The following is an 18,416-nucleotide window of genomic DNA, read 5'->3' on the forward strand; positions in this document are numbered from 1 at the left end:
CGGACCGCTCAGTCGCCCGGCACGAACGGCACCAGCACCACCGTGATGTTGTCGTGCCCGCCCGCGTCCAGCGCCACCTTCACGAACTCCTCCGGCCCGCACGGCAGCAACGGCTGCAGGTCTTCGGGCTGCGGCCGGTAGTTGTGCAGCCCGTCCGAGCACAGCAGGAACGTGCCCGGCGTGGTCGGCCGCAGCGTCACCACCTGCGGCACCACCGGGCCCGCGTCCGCGCCGATCCACCGCGACAGCACGTGCGCGCGCCGGTCCGTGCGCGCCTGCTCCTCGGTCAGCACACCCTCGGCCACCAGCTGCGCCGCCCACGTGTCGTCCGTGGTCAGCTGCTTGGAGCCCTCCTCGGCCAGCCAGTACGCCCGGGAGTCGCCCACCCAGCCGACCGTCACCGACGACGGCGTCACCACCGCCGAGACGAACGTGCACGACGGCGCCACCCCGCGGCCACCCGGCTCGACCGGCTCGTTCTCCACCAGCTGCTCCACCGCCAGGCACGACGCGGCCACCGCGTCCACCATCGCCTGCTCGGCGTCCGCCGACTCGATCAACGCGTTGAGCAGCACGTCCACCGCCGCGTCCGCCGCCGCCTGCGAGGCCTGCTCCGCGCGCTCCGACGACGCCACCCCGTCGCACACCACCGCCGCGACACCGGCGCCCGCGACCTGGCCGAACGCCATCGAGTCCTCGTTGCGCGCCCGCCTCTTGCCCCGGTCGCTCACCCCCGACACCGCGCCGAGCGAGTACTCCACCCGGTCACGCGCCGACGGCTGGTGCCGGCCGCACTGCGTGCAGTAGTCCTCGTCGTCGATGTCGGGCGATCCACAGAGGATGCACGAGGCCTGCGCGGGGCCGGTCGGCCCGCCGATGGGCGTGCGCCGCACCAGCAGGTTGCGCCCGCACGCCTCGCAGAACCGGTCCTCCGCCGAGATGGGCGCGAAGCAGTCCGGGCACTTCAGGGTGTCCATCAAACCAACGTCCTAGGCCTTACCGCGTTCGCGCGGTCCACCAATGCGATCCGTTCCTCCGGCGTGGCCGCGAACCGGGCCAGCGTGCGGTAGCGCCGCTCGAGACCCAGCCGAAGCTCGTGTTCGGAGAGTGCACAGTCCAGCACCCTGCCCTCGGCCGCCTGATTGCGGGTCACGTAGTCGAACGCCGCCTCCAGCACCTCGGCCGCCAGCTGCGTGTGCGAGTGGACGTCGATGTCCAAGGCCCGCAACCGTTCCCCGGCCGCGACGAGGTCCTCGGCGCCGCAGTCGCCGAGCTGCGCGCGCACCGCCAGGACCTGCGCGGCCAGGTGCTGCGAGGAGGTGTCGGGCACCGACAGCAGCACCTGCACCGCCCGTGCCCGGTCACCGCGTGCGAGCAGCACCCGCGCCAGCCCGAACGCCGCCGACACGTACGCGTGGTCGGTGCGCCACACCAGCTCGTACCAGCACGCCGCCGCCTCCAGGTCGCCGGTCGCCTCCGCGCACACCCCCAGCGCGAGCTTGGGCGCCGCCTCACCCGGCACCGCCGAGCACACCGCGTCGAAGAACCCCAGCGCCTCCTGGGCGCGGCCGTCGCTCACCGCCGCCAGCCCCCGGTACCAGTCCGGGCGCCAGTCCTCCGGGTCGATCTCCGACTCGTCGAACATCGACGGCGCCGTCAGCGCGTCCAGCTCCCGCATCGCCGCCGCCGTGTCACCGGACTCGATCAGCACCCGCACGATCCGGAACCGCACCTCCACGGTGAGCTCCGGTGCCTTGCGCAACCCCGCCGGGTCCGACGTCGTCGCCGTCGCCAGCCACGAGGCCGCCGCGTCGGAGGTGCTCACGATCGGCGCGGGCAACGCCGTGACCACCTCGGTCAGGTCCAGGCCGCCCTCCACGCCGAACCGGCGGCGTTCCGGGGTGAACTGCCGCGACATGCCCGGCCGCGCCACCCCGTCCTGCAGCGCCAGCACCTCGCGCAGCACACCGGTGAGCTGCTCGGCCATGTCCTCGGCGGAGCAGAACCGCAGCTCCGGGTTCGGGTTCGTCGCCCGCAGCAGCAACCGGTGGAACGACGAGAACCGGCCCAGCAGCGGCTCCTCGTCCACCGTGGGCAGCCGGTCCTTGCAGCGGCCGCGGAAGTCGAACGGGAAGCTCATCACCGCCAGCGCCCGGCCCACGGTGTAGATGTCGGAGAACACCGACGGCCCGATCGTGCCGATCTCCGGCGCCTGGTAGCCCACCGTGCCGTAGATCGGCGAGTGGTGGTCGTCGACGCGGCGCACCGCGCCCAGGTCGATCAGCTTGAGCTGCTCCTCGGTGTGGATCATGTTGTCCGGCTTGAAGTCGCAGTACAGCAGGCCCACCCCGTGCAGGTAGCCGAGCGCGGGCAGGATCTCCAGCACGTAGGCGATGGCCTGGGCCAGCGGCAGCGCCTCGTCACCGCGGCCCTCCCGGCGCGACCGGGTGATCATCTCCTTGATCGACTCGCCGCCGACGTACTCCATCACGATGTACTCGACCAGGTTCCCGGTCGTCCGGTCGGCGTGCCGGATGAAGTTGTGGATCTTCACGATGTTCGGGTGCTCGACCTCGGCGAGGAACCGCCGTTCCGCCAGCGCCGCCGCCATCGCGTCCGCGTCGCCTGAGTCGAGCAGGCCTTTGAGCACCACCCACCGGTCACTCACCGCGTGGTCCAGCGCCAGGTACAGCCAGCCCAGGCCGCCGTGCGCCAGGCAGCCGAGCACCTCGTACTGGTCGTGCAGCACCTCACCCGGTTCGAGCTTCGGGGTGAACGAGTAGCGGTGACCGCACTGCGGGCAGAAGCCCTCCACCCGGCCGGGGTTGCCGTTCTTGGCCCGGCCGACCTTCTTGCCGCACCTCGAGCAGAACCGCTTCGCCTCCGGCACCTCCGGGTCGGCCAGCACCGCGGTCTTCGGGTCCCGGTAGGGCACCCGCGGCACCTCCACCAGCCCCGCGCCCAACCGGCCCCGGCTCATCGACCGCGCCGACCCCCGCCGCGACCGGCCCGACCCGTCGCCGCCGACTGCGACACCGACCACGGCGCCGTCCCGGGAGAGGTCGCCGGTGACGTCGGCGGCCCCGTGGCACGCCCGGTGGCCGGCAGGTCCAGGTCCTCACTCATCGCGGCCCCCTCCCTAGTCCCGGTACCGGGCGACCGGCGGCTGCGGCGCCGGACCCAGCGTGCCCAGCCACCGCCGGTAGGTCTCCGCCCACGTGCCGTCGGTGCGCATGCGTTCCAGCACGCCGTTGACGAACCGCACCAGGTCCTCCTGCCCCTTGGGCACCCCGATGCCGTACGACTCGTCGGTGAACCGCGCCCCCACCACCTCGGTGTACGGGTCCTGCGCCGCCAGCCCCGCCAGGATCGTGTCGTCGGTGGAGATCGCGTCCACCTGCCCCTGCTGCAGCATCACCAGGCAGTCCGTCCAGTTCGGCACCGACACCAGCGTGCGCGCCCGCCCGGCCACGTTGTTCAGCGACGTCGACCCCGACGCCACGCACACCGTCTTGTCACCCAGCGCCTCCACACCGGCGATGCCGGAGTTGCGGCGCACCAGCACCCGCTGACCCGCCTGGTAGTACACGGCCGAGAAGTCGACGTCCTGGAGGCGTTCGCAGGTGATCGTCATCGTCCTGGCCACCACGTCGACCTCGCCGCGCTGCAGCACGCCGATCCGTTCCGCCGCCGTGACCACCTTGAACTGCACCTTCGACGCGTCGCCGAAGATCGCCCTGGCGATCTGGCGGGCCACGTCGACGTCGAAGCCCTCGATCTCGCCGGTGAACGAGTTGCGGAACCCCATCAGGTACGAGTTCTGGTCCACCCCGGCGATCAACCGGCCGCGCTGCAGGATGCGGTCCATCGTGGAACCCGCCGGCATCTGCCCGGCCGGCGGCAGCGCACCGGGACGCAGGCTCGCCGTCGCGTTGCACTGCGGTGCCGGACCGGGGGAGGCCGACGGCGGGTTCGTGAGCGTGCTCGCCCCCGCCGGCACCGGCACCGGCGCCTCCTTCGGCACCACCTCGCTGGGCGCGGGCCCGCTGGTGCACGCGCCGGCCAGCAGGACCGCCGCGAGTGCCAGTCGCCTCATCGGTACTCCTTGAGCCGCTGCCACAACCCCATCGTCGACCCGGCGGCGCTGATCAGCGACAGCACCAGCACCCCGGCCACCGTGCCCGCCAGCGTCGCGTCCGCCACCGCCACCTCGTCGCTGAAGTCCTGCCGCGCCTGCCCGATCGCCTTGACCAGCGCCTGGTCCAGCGCGTCGAAGTGCGGGTTGTCGATCAGCTTGACCGCCTCGGCGTACTGACCGGCGTCGTCGGCCTGCCGGATCCGCTGGTGCACCTGCTGCCACTGCTCGAACGCCTTCTTCGCCTGCTCGACCGACTCACCCGCCCCCGCCTGCCCCAGCAGGCCCTTCAGCCGCTCGGAGGCCTCCACGAAGTTCTTCTCATAGGTTTGCCCGGCCCCGCGCGCCACCAGCGTCAGCGTCTCGTCACCGCGGGCGGTCAGCGTCGCGATCCGCGCCTGCGCGAGCACGTCGACCTGCTGCGAGACCGCGCGGCTGTCGCTCACGTCCCGCATGACCAGCACCGACACCGTCGTCACCCACAACAGCGACACCACCGCCGCGCCCGTCGCGACCAGCAGCCCGATGTTGAGCACGCGGTTGGTCTTGCGAGTCAGGTACCGCTGGGTCAGCAGCAACCCCACCACGAACGCGAGCGCCACCAGCACCTCGACGACCGGGAACTTCGCCTCGTCCTGGGCCCTGGCCACCCGGCCGGTCTCCGCCCGGTACAGCTCCTGCGCCGCCGGCAGCAGCTGCGTGCGCATCAGGTTCGACGCCTCCCGCAGGTACGCCGCACCCACCGGGTAACCCTGCCGGTTGTTGCTGCGCGCGGTCTCGATCAGTCCCGTGTAGACCGGCAGCTGCGCCGCCAGCGTCGCGGTGAGCTCGGGGGAGGAGGCCGTGGCCACCGACAACGCCGCCTGCGCCTGCTCGATGTCGGACTCGTAGCGCTCCCGCAACCGCGCCGGCTCCAGCCCACCGGACAGGAACGCACTCGCCGCCGTCGCGTCCGCGTCCTGCAACGCCCGGTAGACCTCCTGCGCGGCGTGCGCCAGCGGCTCCGAACGGGTGGCCAGGTCGTCCAACGCCTGCGCCTGCCGGATGACGCTGTAGGTCGTCAACGCGCCACTGAGCACGGCGCCCAGCACCAGCAGCAGGATGATCAGGCTCAACCGCCCCGGCGTCGACCGCGCGAGACCGGTCACCCGGCGCACGAGCGCCTGCCGGGGGTGCGCCTCGATCACCACGATCTGCCCTCCTGCGCCCCGTGCCCGTCCCGCGGCCCGGTTACCCGTTCGTTGATCGCCACCACGCCGTGTGGCGTAACTGTAGGCATCCGGACCACACCGCGTGGGAATTCGCGGCTCATCCCGCGACGTGTCACCAGGACGTAACCGCGGAGATCACCGACCGGGACCCAGGGGGTGGGGTTGACGAGCTGCGGCACGGCTCCTACCAGCCACGCGACTCGGCGGCGTGCCACCACGGCGGCGGTGACACGCCGGTCGGGCGTGAGGTGGGCTGGTCGGGGTGCAGGCCGAGCGGGCGCAGCGCGTCGGCGGTCACGCAGATCCGCACCCAGCAGCCGCGCGGGCCGCAGTTCAGCAGGTCGATGCGCACGTGGTCGTCGCGCAGCGGCATCCAGTCGATGCCACGCTCACGCAGTCAAACGCGCAGGGCGGCGGTGGGCCGGGGCGCGCCCTTGACGTTGCGGTAGGTGCTGATCTGCACCCAGTCCTGTGCGTCCACGCGCTCAACCTACCCGGCGCGCCGAGATCAGCTTCGCGACTCCGTCCAGGATCATCTCCAGGCCGAACTCGAACGAGTGCTCCGGGCTGTACGCGCTCTGGTGCGCCTCACCCACCGCGCCGCCCACCCGTGCCGCCACCGGGTAGCGGGCCGGGTCGAACACCGTCATCAGCACCGGCGCCGCCGCGTCCCACCACTGCTGGTCGGTCAGGCCCGTCTCCTTCTCGGTCAGCGCCGCCGCCGTCAGCCCCCGCGCCGAGTTCTGCACGTGGCCCAGCACCAGGTTGAGCACCGAGTCCATCTCCACGTCCGACAGGCCGATGCCCTCCAGGCCGCGCAGCTCGAAGTCGTACTTCGCCGCCACCTGCGGGCCCAGCACCGTGCGGGACGGCGCCACCTGCAGCAACCACGGGTGCCGCCGGTGCAGCGCCAGGTTCTCCCGCGCCACGTACGCCAGGTGCTCGCGCCAGCCGCCGGCCTCCGCGCGGCCGGTGGCCTGCTGCACGGTGTCGACCATGACGTCGATCAGCTCGCCCTTGCCGGGCACGTAGGTGTAGAGCGACATCGTGCCCACGCCCAGCGACTCCGCGACCCGGCGCATGGACAGCGCCTTGAGGCCGTCGGTGTCGGCGATCGCGATGCCCGCCTGCACGATCCGGTCCACGCTCAGGTCCGGCTTGCCCTTGCGGCTGGTCCGCTCCTGGGTGCGCCACAGCAACGCCAGCGTGCGCGCCGGGTCACCGCTGCCCGTGTGTTCGATCACGACCCCGACACTACCGTACCGTATGCTGTACGGTACATAGTATGTTCGCGCCTGCCGATCCACCCCGCCTCGGACAGCTCGACGGAAAAACCCTGCTCGAAGCCCTGCCGGTGGTGCTGGCGCGCGACGACTACTGGGGTGTGGCCGCCGCGACCGCGCTGCAGCTGGTCGCCCGTGGCCGGCTCGTGCCCGGAGTGACCGCCACCGGCTACGACACCTGGCGGATCGGACCGCTCGACCACGCCGACGAGCTGCACCTGCGCGCGTTGGCCGCGCACGGCTCGTACGAGGAGCTGCGCGCGTTCATGGACGCCGTCGCCGACGTGCTGCCCCGCGGGGGAGAAGGACCGTTCGCCGCGGCCGACCCCACCGCCGTACCCGAGCTCAAGAGCTGGGCCGACGAGCAGATCACCCTGTCGCTGCGCCTGGACCTCGACTTCCGGGCGACCCTGCAGGTCCGCGCGGTCACCGACGCCCACCCGCGCGACCTCGCCGGCTCCGGCCGCGAGCTCGACGCACTCAAGGCGATCCGGCGGGCGAGCTGGGCGCCGTTGCACCGGCTGCTCGACCAGGCCAGCCCGCACCACCTCGACCTCACCGACGACGAGGTCGGCTCGCTGCTGGACAGCGACATCGAGGTGCACTGGCCCAAGGAGCTCACCACCACCCTCGGCGCCAAGGCGGTCATCGGCGAGTCCAGCGGCCGGTTCGGGGCGGGGGAGCTGCTGACGTTCCACTGGCAGCTCGCCCTCGGCGGCGACCCGCTGACCGAGGCCGAGATGGACGTCATCGCCGAAGCCAGCCGACCCGTCGTGCGGCTACGCGACCAGTGGGTGCTGCTGGACCCGAAGCTCGCGCGCAAGGCCCGTGCCCAGCTCGCGCCGATCTCCGCCGTGCAGGCCGTCACAGCGGCACTCACCGGCATCGCGGTGATCGACGGCGAACACGTCGAGGTCGCCCCGCACCACCTCGCTCAGACCATCACCCAGATCCCCGAGATCGCGCAGCCCGCCGTGTTGCGCGCCACCCTGCGCGACTACCAGCTGCACGGCCTGCGCTGGCTCGCCCACATGACCTCACTCGGCCTCGGCGCCTGCCTGGCCGACGACATGGGCCTGGGCAAGACCATCACCCTCATCGCCCTGCACCTGCACCGCGACCTCGACGAACCGACGCTCGTCGTCTGCCCGGCCTCGCTGCTGGGCAACTGGGAACGCGAGATCCGCCGGTTCGCCCCCGGCGTGCCCGTCACCCGCTACCACGGTCCACAACGGACGCTGCCCACCCGCGGCGTCGTGCTCACCACCTACGGCACCATGCGCCTGGACGCGGACACGCTGGCCGGGCACGCCTGGGGCATGGTCGTCGCCGACGAGGCCCAGCACGTCAAGAACCCGCACTCCGGCACCGCCAAGGCCTTGCGCGCCATCCCCGCACCAGCGCGGGTCGCGTTGTCCGGCACACCGGTGGAGAACTCGCTGGGCGAACTGTGGTCCATCCTGGACTGGACCACACCGGGCCTGCTCGGCACGCACCGCGCGTTCCGCACCCGCTGGCCCGAACCCGACGACACGCTCGCCCGCGTCGTGCGGCCGTTCCTGCTGCGCCGCCGCAAGTCCGACCCCGGCGTCGCACCCGAGCTGCCCGCCAAGACCGAGACCGACCTGCCCGTCTCCCTCACCACCGAGCAGGTCGCGCTCTACGAGGCCCTCACCCGCGAGACCCTCGACCAGATCGCCGCCGCCGACGGCATGGCCCGCAGGGGACTGGTGCTCAAGCTCCTCACCGGCCTCAAGCAGATCTGCAACCACCCCTCGCACTACCTCGGCCACGACGCCCTGCAGGGCACCTCCGGCAAGCTCGACCTGCTCGACGAGCTGCTCGCCACGATCCTCGCCGAGGACGGCTCCGTGCTGATCTTCACCCAGTACGTCGCCATGGCCCGGTTGCTCGAACAGCACATCACGGCGCCGACGATGTTCCTGCACGGCGGCACCCCCGTGCCTCGGCGCGAGAAGATGGTCGAGGACTTCCAGGCCGGCCGCGCCCCGGTGTTCCTGTTGTCCCTCAAGGCCGCCGGCACCGGCCTCAACCTCACCCGCGCCGACCACGTGATCCACTTCGACCGCTGGTGGAACCCCGCCGTCGAGGACCAGGCCACCGACCGCGCCCACCGCATCGGCCAGACCAGGCCCGTGCAGGTGCACAAGCTCGTCACCGAGGGCACCGTCGAGGAACGCATCGCCGCGTTGCTGGCCGAGAAGCGCTCCCTCGCCGACGCCGTGCTCACCGCCGGCGAGTCCGCCTTCACCGAACTGACCGACGCCGAGCTCGCCGAGCTCGTGCAGCTGAGGAGCGCTTGATGACCGCCCGCGGGTTCGCCGCGTTCCCCAAGACCACACGCCGCGTCGCCACCACCTGGTGGGGCAAGACCTGGGTCAAGGCCCTGGAGGACACCGCACTCGACACCGCCGTCATCCGCATGGGCCGCCGCTACGCCCACGCCGGCGTCGTCGGCCCCATCACCGTGAGCCCCGGCCGCCTGCACGCCCAGGTCCACGACGACGACACCGTCTACAGCACCACGGTGCACGTGCCGGAGCTCACCGCCGTCCAATGGGGACGGTTCCTCGACCGCGTCGCCGAGCAGTCCGGCCACATCGCCGCCCTGCTCGACAACGACATGCCCCGCTCCCTGATCGACTCCGCCGCCGACGTCGGCGTGGACCTGCTGCCCGGCATCGGCGACCTCGACCCCGACTGCGACTGCCCCGGCTGGGAGCTCCCGTGCCGCCACGCCGCCGCACTCGCGTTCCAGGTCGGCTGGCTGCTCGACGCCGACCCGTTCGTCCTGCTGCTGCTGAAGGGAAAACCGGAACACGAACTGCTCGACGCGCTGCGCTCCCGCGTCGCCGGCCCCGTCGGCACCAGAACACCTGTGGTGGTTTCCGACGTTGTCGCAGGTGAGCTGCCTGCTCGTCCTTCATTGCCGACCACCACACCTGTGGTGCTCGCGGTCGAGCCGCCGCCGGGGTTCGACGCCGCGGAACTGGTGGCGTTGATGGAGATCGCCGCGACCCGCGCCCGCGCACTGCTGCGTTCGGGCACTCTCGAAGGGTGATCACCGAGAAGCAGAAGATGATGACCGGCCGGCTCTACCGCGACTCCGACCCGGAGCTGGTCGCCGAACGCCGCCGCGCCCAAGAGCTCGTCGACGCCTTCAACGCCACTCGCGACGACGCGGCCATCACGGAGCTGTTCGGGTCGATCGGCGCCGGCTCGTGGGTCATGCCGCGGTTCCAGTGCGACTACGGCTACCAGATCCACATGGGCGCCAACAGCTTCCTCAACTACGACGCGATCCTGATGGACTGCGCCACGATCACCATCGGCGACGACGTGTCGATCGGGCCGCGCGCGCAGCTGCTCACGGCGTTGCACCCGATCGAGGACCACGAGGCGCGACGGCAGCGGTACGAGACGGCGGCGCCGATCGTCATCGGGAACAACGTGTGGCTCGGCGGTGGTGTCATCGTGTGCGCGGGGGTGACGATCGGGGACGACGCGGTGATCGGGGCGGGAAGTGTGGTGACGCGGGACGTTCCGCCGCGCGTGCTGGCCGTGGGCAACCCGTGCCGGGTGATCCGGGAGCTCTGACGCCACCGCGCGCGTGCATCGGCATCCTGGAGCAGGTGTGACGCTCAGGTCCGCTGCAGCGAAGGTCAGCGGCTCGCGGCCACGCGGGTGAAGCCGGTGAGGCGCGGGGTGATGGTCGTGGCGAAGGACTCCCCGCCGGGCGTGCGCAATCCCGCGCGCACCCGCTCGCCCGGCTGGCCGAACACCTCGAACCGCTCCACCGAGCAGTGCTCCATCACGTCGCGGATGTGGGGATCGGACAGCTCCCAGTGCTTCAGCACCGACTCGTCGTCGGTGTACAGCTGGAAGCTGTGCGCCAGCATCGCGTCGGTGTCGATGAACACCTCCACCATCAACTGCGGACCGTGCTCTCGGACGAACTCGACGGCTGTGCCGATCGCCGCGCGGAACTCGTCCAGGTGACCCTCGCGGATGCGCATGGTGTTGTGGAAAAGCAGTGTTCCGGTCATACCGCCGACACTAGGACCTCCAGTTCGCTGGAGATCAAGCCCGGACGGACCGGTGTCCGGCTGTGCGCACCGAGTGGGTGGGGAGTCAGAGCATGGCTATCGGAAGCGTTGCCGGTGCTGACGCCATCGCGCACGTCGCCGCCCGCTCCACCGGCCCACCCCTGCCACGCGACCTGCGCGTCACGCTGAACTTCCACCCCGGCCACGGCGTCCTCGCCGCGCTCGCCCGCGACGGCGTCTACCGGTCCCAGTTCGAGACCGGCACCAGCAACGGCGGCCTCACCGCCCACCCCGGCGGCGCCCGCTGGGAGTGGGAGAGCCGGCTCTTCGGCGGCGCCTACGACCACGCACCACCGGCGGCCAGACCCAAGTACGGCGCCCTCAACCACCGCCGCAGCCAGTTCGGCGGCGCCCCGAGGTTCGGCTCGGCCCACCTGCGCCTCACCGAAGGCGTCCTCGACCGCACCACCTTCTGCTACCCCGACAGCGTCTTCGAGCCCGTCGACTTCGGCACCGCCCACCACATGCCGCTGATCGCCCTGGCCGACGCCGGCACCGCAGCCCCGCTCGACGACTACATCGAGGCCCACGTCCACGGCCCGGTCACCCTCGACGACGTCGAAGCGCTCGTCCTCGACCCGTCCTTCCGCGACACCGAGGTCGACGAAGCCGCACACGACCTCGGCACCGCGGTCGAGTGGCACAACGGGTTCCGGATGTCCACAACAGACCTCGACCCCACCTTCCGCACCCCCGAGTCCGTCGCGTCAGGACGGGAGATCGCGGAAAACGGCTACCTCACCCCGCACGTCCTCGCCAAGGCCACAGCCGACCCCCAGGTCACGAAGCACCTGTGGCACCACCTGGCGCATACAGCGCTGACAGCTCCCGCACCACCGCCGTGACCCGCTCCCGCAGCTCGACCGGCTCCAGCACCTCCACCTCGGCGCCCATCCGCAGCACCATCCCCGTCGCGTGCCCGACGGACTCGATCGGGATCGTCACCCGCGTCCACGACCCGTCCGGCACCGCCGACTCCTCCGCCGCCCGCGCCACCACCGGCAGCACGTGCGAGGCGAACGACGACCACCCGCGCGCCGACAGCCGCAGCACCGCCGAACCCGTGTGCTGGCGGGCCTGGAAGTCCTCCAGCGACGCCGCCCAGTACGCCGCCAGGTCGAACACCGGCCGCTCGAAGGTCTCCTCCAGCGCCCGCACGGCCTGGATCTGCGACACCCGGTAGGTCGAGACACGCGACGACCCCAGCGCCACCAGGTACCAGCGGCCCGCCTTCAGCACCAGGCCGAGCGGACGCAGCACCCGCGTCACGTCCTCCGGCGCCTGCCAGCGCCGGTAGGAGACCTCCAGCGCCCGCGCGTGCCACACCGCGTCGGCCACCACCTCCAGGAACGGCGAGCGCTCCGGGTCGTAGTACCAAGCCGGTGCGTCCAGGTGGAAGCGCGTCGACATCCGCGTCGCCCGGTCGCGCATCGACGACGGCAGCGCCGCCATCAGCTTCAGCTGCGCCGCCGACACCGCCTCGCCCAGTCCCAGCTCGGCCGCCGGACCCGGCAGACCGGCCAGGAACAGCGACTCCGCCTCCTGCTCGGTCAAGCCCGTCAGGCGGGTGCGGTAGCCGTCGAGCAGCTGGTAGCCGCCCGCCGGGCCCGCGTCGCCGTACAGCGGGACGCCCGCCGCGTGCAGGGAGTCCACGTCGCGGTAGATCGTGCGGACGGAGACCTCCAGCTCGTCGGCCAGCGCCTGCGCGGTCATCCGCCCCTTGGTCTGCAGCAGGAGCAGCAACGACACCAACCGGCTCGCACGCACGCGGACACACTGCCACAGGTTGTCAGTGATAGCTCATACGTTCGACCCATGGCCTTCTACGAGAAGAACCTCGCGGTGCGCGAACCGATGCTGATCGCGGGCAGGCACGTCAAGCGGTACGAGGTGGTCACCCCGGGACTGGAGATCACCGACGACATCCGGGCGGCCGCCTACGAGTTCCTGCCCAAGATCTACCCGGACTTCGCCGACCCGACGCCGCCGGCCACGGTGACCGTGCTGCACCGCAGCGCCGCGGGCATGTACCTCAACGCCTACAACTGGGTCTGGGACAACGTCCTGCACTGCCGCACCGCCGTGTCCGGCGACCAGCCGTTCCTCGGCTCGACCGACCCCGACCTCACCCACTTCACCGTCATCCCGAAGGACCTCATCGGCTGCGTCTGGGAGCTCCCGCCACTGGCCCACGAACGCACCGCGTGGGTGCGGCACGTGCTCGAGCCCGACGAGCCCGACTTCGAGGCCTACCTCGCGGACACGATGAGCGAGGGGCCGGTCGGCCGGTGAGGGAGTGGCAGGGCGCACCAGCGCGCTGAAATCTTGTGGACGCGGCGGTTACGGTCGCAGGCATGACCACCCCGGAGAACGTCGTGCGCGTGCTGGCCGAACCGTCGAGGCTGAGGGCGTTCGCCGCCGTCGTGCTCGGCGCGGGAACCATCGCCGACATCGCCGCCGCGTCCGGGCTCAAGGTCAAGGACGCGGGCATCGCGCTGCAGAAGCTGCGGGAGGCCGGGCTGGTCGAGGGCGACCCCGCCCGCCCGGCCGACCTCAAACCGCTCGCCGCCACCCTCACCGAGCAGGTGCCCGCCGACGGGCTCGCGCCGTTCGTGCGCGGCGACAAGCTGATCTCGCTCCCGGTCGCGCACGAACGCCGCCGCAAGATCCTCGAGCACGTCGCGTCGCACGCGTTCACCGCGCGCACCTACTACGAGGAGAAGGAGATCAACGAGCGGCTGCGGGTCTGGTGCGACGGGGGAGAGCTCGACCACGTCACCCTCCGCCGCTACCTCGTCGACTTCGGCCTGCTCGAACGCGGCGGCGGCATGTACCAGGCCCAGCCCCTGCCCATCTGACCCCGGCCGACCCGGGCCGATCCGAACCCGACCGGTCTAACCCCGGCCGATGTAGGGCATGGCCGTGGCCATCACGGTCATGAACTGCACGTTGGCGTTGAGCGGCAACCGGGCCTGGTACAGCACCGCGTCGGCCACGTGCTGCACGTCGAACGTCGGCTCGGGCCGCACCTCGAAGTCCGCCTGCAGCACGCCCTGCCCCATCCGCTCGGTCAGCGCGGTGGCCGCGTTGCCGATGTCGATCTGCCCGCACGCGATGTTGTGCGCCCGGCCCTCCAGCGACAGCGTCTTGGTCAGCCCGGTCATCGCGTGCTTGGTCGCGTTGTAGGCCACGGCGTGCGGGCGCGGCACGGTCGCCGAGATCGAGCCGTTGTTGATGATCCGCCCGCCGCCGTGGGTCTTCATCACCTTGAACGCCTCACGCGCGCACAGGAACGCACCCGTCAGGTTCACCGCGACGACCTTCTCCCACGCGCTGAGGCTGAACTCCTCGACCGGCGTCGCGCGCACGTTGGTGCCCGCGTTGTTGAACAGCACGTCCACCCGGCCCCACTTCGCCACCACCGCCTCGAAGAGAGCGCTTACCGAGTCCTCCCGCGACACATCGGTCGGCACGACCAGCGTGCTGCCGGCGAACCCCTCGGCGGTCTCGCGCAGCGGGTCCTCCTTGCGGCCGGCGAGCGCCACCTGGAAACCCGCTCCGAGCAACGTCCGCGCCGCCGCGCGACCCACCCCGGAACCCGCTCCCGTCACGACCACGACCGCCATCGTCGTTTCTCCCTCGATCCAGCGATTGCCCGCACAGTCCGGCGTGGAGTAATTACCACCTGTGGAATGCGATGAGGACACCTGTTCGCTGTGCCAGGGGTCCGGGACCATGTCGTGGCAACAACCCGTGTTCGGTGACCAAGGCCTGGTACTGCAGGAGATGTCACACCCGTGCCCACGGGGCTGCTCCGGCTGGTGGCGGCTTCCGAGAGCCGAGCAGCAGGGGATCGTCGCAGGCAATGTCGCACGTGCCAACGAGATTCCGGCGGGACCTGTCACCCCGGTGTGATCACCGAGCGTGAACGATGGGGGTCACCCATTATTGCCGAGAGGGTCCCTGCTTGGCGGCTGCGTCCACTCGGAGTAGAGGCGGACACTGTTCTTCTGTGAAGGAGTGCAGCCGATGCCTCGGGTCAGGGCTCAACGAGGACCGGACCGCCTGCCGTGTCTGCGGTGGGCTCGGCCAGGTCCCCGACCGGTAGTGAGCCTCAGTCTTTCCTGGTCATCAACGTAGGGCCCAGAATCCGGCGGGCGAGCCGCCGGGACAGCGACTTGCGCTGCCGCACGGGCGGCGCGAGTGCCGCCTTCGGTTCCTCCGGCATGATCTTCGCGAACACCTCGGTCTCCTCGGCACTGCCGGGTTGCTGCTCGATCGGCACGAGAAGATCTTGCCATCGGGCTTTCGCATGCCTCGCACGAGGGCCAGGCCGCCGCCGACGGCGTGACCCGGGTCACGCAGCACACTGGCCGGTGCCGGCGCCAGACGAGGTGTGATGACTGAGACGACCGAGCGAGCGGACGTGGGACCGCCGCCGGACCCGCGGCTGTGGGAGCAGATCGCCCAGGGCGACCACGCCGCGTTCACCGAGCTGTTCGAACGGCACGCCGAGGCGGTGTGGAACTACGCCTACCGCCTGACCGCCTCCTGGTCGCAGGCGGAGGACCTGCTCTCGGCCACCTTCCTGACCGCGTGGCGCACGCGCGGCGAGGCCCGGCTCGTGCGCGACTCGGCACTGCCGTGGCTCTACACGGTGACCGCGAACCGCGCCCGCACCGAGTGGCGTGCCTCCCGCCGCGCACTGCGGCTGGTCGGCAGGCTCGCCCCGCAACCGGAACGCGACCACGCCGACGACGTCGCCGCCCGCACCGACGCCCAGCGCCGCCTGGCCCAGGTCGTCGCCGCGATCGCGAAGCTGCCCCCGTCCGAACGCGAGATCGCCCAGCTCTGCCTGCTCGGCGACGTGTCCACCGCCGACGCCGCCGCCCTGCTGGGCATCACCGAGTCGAGCGTCCGTTCCCGCGTCGCCCGCACCCGTGCCCGGCTGCGCGACCTGACCGGTGAGCAGGCGTGATGACACTGCCCCGCACCCACTCCTGGGCCGACCACCACACCGGCCGCCCGACCCGCGAGGACTTCCGATGATCGACCAGCTGCCCGAGCCCCGCACCCTCCCCGACGACGTCCGCGTGCGCGCCCGCCGCCGGGTGTCCGAGGGCATGAAGCCCGGCGCGAGCACCTCCACGGCCGCCCTGATCGCCGCCGGCGTCAGCGTCCTGGCCGCCGGAGCCGTGTTCGCGGGCCAGGCGCTCCACGGCGGAGCGGCCGACGTCGCCGCCCCCAGCACCGTCCCCCACAACGGCGAGCTCGTCGGCAAGGACCGCGCCGTGGTCAACCACGTCGAACGCGGCAAGGTCGCCCCCGACGTGCTGGCCCGCTGCGCCGCCGCCGCTCGGTCGCACCCGCCGGTCGACCAGTGGCAGACCGTTGCGACCAGCCACCGCAACGGCACGGTCCTCACCGCGTTCCGGGTGCCCGCCGGTGTGTTCTTCTGCGCGAACACCGCCACCACCACGACGATCTCCGCACCGGACCCCGCGACGATCGAGCAGGGCAGGCGCAAGGTGAAGATCCTGTTCACCACCCCGACCGGCGCCATGGCCGGCCTGGTGTCGCCGGACATGAGGTTCCTGAGCCTGTGGCGGATCGCCGGCTCCGGCGAGAACACCACCAGCCCCGCGCTCGTGGACGGCCTGTTCCTCGCACCCGACGGCTACCTGCGGGCCGAGACCGGCACGCAGGCGCTGGCCAACGGCGAGGAGTTCGCGGTGCGGGCCGTGCCGAAGCCGGCCCCGTCGGTCGTCGACCGCCCGCTGCCACCCGCCGCCCGCGACACCCCGCAGGCGCAGCGCTTCGCCGCCTGCCTGACCGACAGGGCGGTCCCCGACCCCGACCAGTTCGCGCACGGCGTCACGGCGCAGGTCAGCGCCACCAGCACGGTCGTGCTCGGCCGTTTCGGCGACCTGCTGGTGTACTGCCTCGACGGTGAGGACCCGGCGGGCGCCTCGGTCTACGACGTGCGCGACACCGACGGGATGGAGATCGTGACCGGCTCCACGGTGGCGTCGGTTCGCGCGTCCTACGACTTCACCCCGCTGCCCGGCGGCGGCTCCGTGAGCACGAACACCGCCGCGGTGGGGCTGCTGCTCGACCCGCGCGTCGCGTCGATCACCTTCACGGCGCCGGGCAGGGCCGACGTGCCGGCGGTGATCGGCAACGGCACCTTCGTACTCGCGGCACCGTTCACCGACGACCAGGTGGAGGGCCGGGTGGTCGTGCGGGACGCGCAGGGCGCGGTGCTGGAGACCATCACCCCCACGCGGTGACCGGACCGAGGCCGGCGCCGCGCAAACCGGTGGACAGCCTCGTGACGATGGAGCCGTGAAGACCGAACGACTGACGCTGCGCCCGCTCGTCGCGTCCGATGTGGACGAGCTCGAGCGCCTGCACGCCGACCCCGAGGTCATGCGGTTCCTCGACGGCGGCGAACCGGCCGGGGACTTCCTCACCGACGGCTTCCTCGCCGCGGTCGAGACCGGCACCGGCCGGTTCGCCGGCTGGTTCGAGTTCGAGGACGCCGGCGCGGGCACCGTCGAGCTCGGCTACCGGCTGCACCGCGAGTTCTGGGGCCGCGGCTACGCCACCGAGGGCGGCCGGGCGCTGATCGCCCGCGGGTTCACCACCGGCGGGGTCGAGCGGGTCTTCGCGACCACGATGGCGGTCAACACCGGGTCGCGGCGGGTGATGGAGAAGTGCGGGCTGCGGTACGTGCGCACGTTCTTCCTCGACTGGGACGAGCCGCTGCCCGGTGCCGAGCACGGCGACGTCGAGTACGCGCTGACCAGGCAGGAATGGGAGTCGCGGTGACCGGGTTGGGGTGAACGGAGGGGTTCTGACGCAAGGGGGACACGCATGTGGCAGACGGACGTCGTTGACCTGGACGCGTACTTCGCGCGCACGGGAGCGAACGCGTCGAGCTCGCTGACGGAGTTGCACGAGGCGCATGTGCGCGCCATCCCGTTCGAGAACATCGACGTGATGCTCGGTCTCGTGCCGTCGCTGGACATGGCCGACATCCAGGACAAGCTCGTCCACCGCCGCCGTGGCGGGTACTGCTACGAGCACCAGCTGCTGTTCACGGCCGTGCTGGAACGTCTGGGGTACACGGTGGCGCGGCGGATGAGCCGCGTGATGACTGGGCCGCGCACGCACATGATGTCCATCGTGGACGGTCAGCTCGTCGACGTCGGGTTCGGCGCCGGCATGATGCACCCGATGCCGTTGCAGGACGGCGTCGTCGTGGACCAGGGCGGGTGGCCGCACCGGTTGCGGCGCGCCGACCGCCGCTGGGTGCTGGAGAAGCAGGGCGCGGACGGCTGGGAGCTGCAGCACGCGTTCGAGGACGACGTCGAGCAGCTGCCCGTGGACTACATGGCGGCCAACTACTACGTGGCCACGCACGAGCGGTCACCGTTCAGCCGTCAGCTCGTCGTGATGCGCCTGGAACCGGGCCTGAGCCGGCGCCTGGTCGGCCGCACGCTGACGATCGACCGCGCCGGGTCGCGACCGGAGCGGATCGAGGTCGACGATCTCGCCGCGACGCTGGAGTCGCTGGACATCGCACTAACCGAGGGGGAGCTGAGTCACATCCGCTCAACTTCAGGAACACCGGTGGCCGCGAATTCGTAGTACAGGG

Annotated in this window: 20 protein-coding genes; 10 read left to right on the plus strand and 10 right to left on the minus strand. The window is 71.6% G+C overall.

The features are described from left to right. Window positions 1-8: 8 nt before the first annotated feature. The 6 genes from BBK82_RS36355 to BBK82_RS36380 form a co-directional block, all read right to left on the minus strand. Complete coding sequence (locus BBK82_RS36355) at window positions 9-977, minus strand: PP2C family protein-serine/threonine phosphatase (RefSeq protein ID WP_065919001.1); 969 nt, start codon at window positions 975-977, stop codon at window positions 9-11. Beyond that, a complete protein-coding gene (locus BBK82_RS36360) occupies window positions 977-3,043 on the minus strand; it encodes a serine/threonine-protein kinase (RefSeq protein ID WP_071812753.1) in 2,067 nt (688 codons plus the stop codon). The genes BBK82_RS36355 and BBK82_RS36360 overlap by 1 nt, the downstream gene beginning before the upstream one ends. Before the next feature lie 96 nt (window positions 3,044-3,139). After that, window positions 3,140-4,096, minus strand: coding sequence for a glutamate ABC transporter substrate-binding protein (locus BBK82_RS36365; protein ID WP_065919003.1), 957 nt, complete (start codon window positions 4,094-4,096; stop codon window positions 3,140-3,142). Beyond that, window positions 4,093-5,325, minus strand: coding sequence for a hypothetical protein (locus BBK82_RS36370; RefSeq protein WP_083268381.1), 1,233 nt, complete (start codon window positions 5,323-5,325; stop codon window positions 4,093-4,095). Before BBK82_RS36370 ends, BBK82_RS36365 begins: the two co-directional genes overlap by 4 nt. A 205-nt stretch (window positions 5,326-5,530) precedes the next feature. Beyond that, the gene (locus tag BBK82_RS36375; RefSeq protein WP_065919004.1) at window positions 5,531-5,719 is read right to left on the minus strand and encodes a hypothetical protein; all 189 of its coding nucleotides are present in this window, start codon (window positions 5,717-5,719) and stop codon (window positions 5,531-5,533) included. 112 nt (window positions 5,720-5,831) lie between these two features. Continuing rightward, window positions 5,832-6,590, minus strand: a complete 759-nt coding sequence (locus tag BBK82_RS36380) for a TetR/AcrR family transcriptional regulator (RefSeq protein WP_218920455.1) — start codon at window positions 6,588-6,590, stop codon at window positions 5,832-5,834. A 41-nt stretch (window positions 6,591-6,631) separates the two neighbouring features. On the opposite strand from BBK82_RS36380, the gene BBK82_RS36385 reads away from it, so the two are divergent. The 3 genes from BBK82_RS36385 to BBK82_RS36395 are packed head-to-tail and all read left to right on the plus strand — an operon-like array spanning window position 6,632 to window position 10,247. Beyond that, complete coding sequence (locus BBK82_RS36385; RefSeq protein WP_065919005.1) at window positions 6,632-8,953, plus strand: DEAD/DEAH box helicase; 2,322 nt, start codon at window positions 6,632-6,634, stop codon at window positions 8,951-8,953. Then, window positions 8,953-9,711 carry an SWIM zinc finger family protein gene (locus tag BBK82_RS36390; protein WP_065919006.1) on the plus strand — a complete coding sequence of 253 codons (759 nt, stop codon included), beginning with the start codon at window positions 8,953-8,955 and terminating at the stop codon, window positions 9,709-9,711. Before BBK82_RS36385 ends, BBK82_RS36390 begins: the two co-directional genes overlap by 1 nt. Window positions 9,712-9,728: 17 nt before the next feature. Continuing rightward, window positions 9,729-10,247, plus strand: coding sequence for a sugar O-acetyltransferase (locus BBK82_RS36395; protein WP_065921633.1), 519 nt, complete (start codon window positions 9,729-9,731; stop codon window positions 10,245-10,247). Window positions 10,248-10,312: 65 nt separating this feature from the next. Here the strand turns inward: BBK82_RS36395 and BBK82_RS36400 are convergent, their stop codons facing one another. After that, the gene (locus tag BBK82_RS36400) at window positions 10,313-10,696 is read right to left on the minus strand and encodes a hypothetical protein (protein ID WP_065919007.1); all 384 of its coding nucleotides are present in this window, start codon (window positions 10,694-10,696) and stop codon (window positions 10,313-10,315) included. Between the two features lie 92 nt (window positions 10,697-10,788). Between BBK82_RS36400 and BBK82_RS36405 the strand changes: the two genes are divergently transcribed. After that, window positions 10,789-11,601 (plus strand): DUF3626 domain-containing protein, encoded by an 813-nt coding sequence (locus BBK82_RS36405; protein ID WP_065921634.1) that lies wholly within the window; start codon window positions 10,789-10,791, stop codon window positions 11,599-11,601. On the opposite strand, the gene BBK82_RS36410 is transcribed toward BBK82_RS36405, so the two are convergent. After that, a complete protein-coding gene (locus tag BBK82_RS36410) occupies window positions 11,537-12,523 on the minus strand; it encodes a helix-turn-helix transcriptional regulator (protein ID WP_065919008.1) in 987 nt (328 codons plus the stop codon). The genes BBK82_RS36405 and BBK82_RS36410 overlap by 65 nt on opposite strands. A gap of 48 nt (window positions 12,524-12,571) precedes the next feature. Here BBK82_RS36410 and BBK82_RS36415 point away from each other — a divergent pair, with 48 nt between their 5' ends. Both BBK82_RS36415 and BBK82_RS36420 read left to right on the plus strand, forming a co-directional pair. Next, entirely contained in the window at window positions 12,572-13,048 is a 477-nt protein-coding gene (locus BBK82_RS36415; RefSeq protein ID WP_065919009.1) for a hypothetical protein, read from the plus strand. Window positions 13,049-13,110: 62 nt separating this feature from the next. Continuing rightward, a complete protein-coding gene (locus tag BBK82_RS36420) occupies window positions 13,111-13,614 on the plus strand; it encodes a DUF2087 domain-containing protein (RefSeq protein WP_065919010.1) in 504 nt (167 codons plus the stop codon). 36 nt (window positions 13,615-13,650) lie between these two features. On the opposite strand, the gene BBK82_RS36425 is transcribed toward BBK82_RS36420, so the two are convergent. Together BBK82_RS36425 and BBK82_RS50980 are read right to left on the minus strand one after the other, a co-directional pair. Next, on the minus strand, window positions 13,651-14,382 hold the full coding sequence (locus BBK82_RS36425; protein ID WP_065919011.1) for an SDR family oxidoreductase: 732 nt from the start codon (window positions 14,380-14,382) through the stop codon (window positions 13,651-13,653). A 488-nt stretch (window positions 14,383-14,870) separates the two neighbouring features. Further along, window positions 14,871-15,041: a hypothetical protein gene (locus BBK82_RS50980; RefSeq protein WP_154697713.1), complete on the minus strand. Its 171-nt coding sequence runs from the start codon at window positions 15,039-15,041 to the stop codon at window positions 14,871-14,873. 114 nt (window positions 15,042-15,155) lie between these two features. Here BBK82_RS50980 and BBK82_RS36430 point away from each other — a divergent pair, with 114 nt between their 5' ends. The 4 genes from BBK82_RS36430 (at window position 15,156) to BBK82_RS36445 (ending at window position 18,409) form a co-directional block, all read left to right on the plus strand. Continuing rightward, window positions 15,156-15,734: an RNA polymerase sigma factor gene (locus BBK82_RS36430; protein WP_065919012.1), complete on the plus strand. Its 579-nt coding sequence runs from the start codon at window positions 15,156-15,158 to the stop codon at window positions 15,732-15,734. Window positions 15,735-15,801: 67 nt separating this feature from the next. After that, on the plus strand, window positions 15,802-17,046 hold the full coding sequence (locus BBK82_RS36435; RefSeq protein ID WP_065919013.1) for a hypothetical protein: 1,245 nt from the start codon (window positions 15,802-15,804) through the stop codon (window positions 17,044-17,046). A gap of 55 nt (window positions 17,047-17,101) precedes the next feature. Continuing rightward, the gene (locus BBK82_RS36440) at window positions 17,102-17,587 is read left to right on the plus strand and encodes a GNAT family N-acetyltransferase (RefSeq protein ID WP_065919014.1); all 486 of its coding nucleotides are present in this window, start codon (window positions 17,102-17,104) and stop codon (window positions 17,585-17,587) included. 45 nt (window positions 17,588-17,632) lie between these two features. Next, window positions 17,633-18,409 carry an arylamine N-acetyltransferase family protein gene (locus tag BBK82_RS36445; RefSeq protein ID WP_065919015.1) on the plus strand — a complete coding sequence of 259 codons (777 nt, stop codon included), beginning with the start codon at window positions 17,633-17,635 and terminating at the stop codon, window positions 18,407-18,409. The last annotated feature ends 7 nt before the right edge of the window (window positions 18,410-18,416 follow it).

Source organism: Lentzea guizhouensis, from assembly GCF_001701025.1.
GTDB lineage: Bacteria > Actinomycetota > Actinomycetes > Mycobacteriales > Pseudonocardiaceae > Lentzea > Lentzea guizhouensis.

Excerpts from the sequence above, each read along its gene's own strand:
- BBK82_RS36355 (WP_065919001.1), bottom strand. The coding sequence starts at position 977 with ATGGACACCCTGAAGTGCCCGGACTGCTTCGCGCCCATCTCGGCGGAG.
- BBK82_RS36415 (WP_065919009.1), top strand. The coding sequence starts at position 12,572 with ATGGCCTTCTACGAGAAGAACCTCGCGGTGCGCGAACCGATGCTGATC.
- BBK82_RS36420 (WP_065919010.1), top strand. The coding sequence starts at position 13,111 with ATGACCACCCCGGAGAACGTCGTGCGCGTGCTGGCCGAACCGTCGAGG.
- BBK82_RS36400 (WP_065919007.1), bottom strand. The coding sequence starts at position 10,696 with ATGACCGGAACACTGCTTTTCCACAACACCATGCGCATCCGCGAGGGT.
- BBK82_RS36445 (WP_065919015.1), top strand. The coding sequence starts at position 17,633 with ATGTGGCAGACGGACGTCGTTGACCTGGACGCGTACTTCGCGCGCACG.
- BBK82_RS36395 (WP_065921633.1), top strand. The coding sequence starts at position 9,729 with ATGATGACCGGCCGGCTCTACCGCGACTCCGACCCGGAGCTGGTCGCC.
- BBK82_RS36435 (WP_065919013.1), top strand. The coding sequence starts at position 15,802 with ATGATCGACCAGCTGCCCGAGCCCCGCACCCTCCCCGACGACGTCCGC.
- BBK82_RS36425 (WP_065919011.1), bottom strand. The coding sequence starts at position 14,382 with ATGGCGGTCGTGGTCGTGACGGGAGCGGGTTCCGGGGTGGGTCGCGCG.
- BBK82_RS36385 (WP_065919005.1), top strand. The coding sequence starts at position 6,632 with ATGTTCGCGCCTGCCGATCCACCCCGCCTCGGACAGCTCGACGGAAAA.
- BBK82_RS36430 (WP_065919012.1), top strand. The coding sequence starts at position 15,156 with ATGACTGAGACGACCGAGCGAGCGGACGTGGGACCGCCGCCGGACCCG.
- BBK82_RS36375 (WP_065919004.1), bottom strand. The coding sequence starts at position 5,719 with ATGCCGCTGCGCGACGACCACGTGCGCATCGACCTGCTGAACTGCGGC.
- BBK82_RS36365 (WP_065919003.1), bottom strand. The coding sequence starts at position 4,096 with ATGAGGCGACTGGCACTCGCGGCGGTCCTGCTGGCCGGCGCGTGCACC.
- BBK82_RS36405 (WP_065921634.1), top strand. The coding sequence starts at position 10,789 with ATGGCTATCGGAAGCGTTGCCGGTGCTGACGCCATCGCGCACGTCGCC.
- BBK82_RS36390 (WP_065919006.1), top strand. The coding sequence starts at position 8,953 with ATGACCGCCCGCGGGTTCGCCGCGTTCCCCAAGACCACACGCCGCGTC.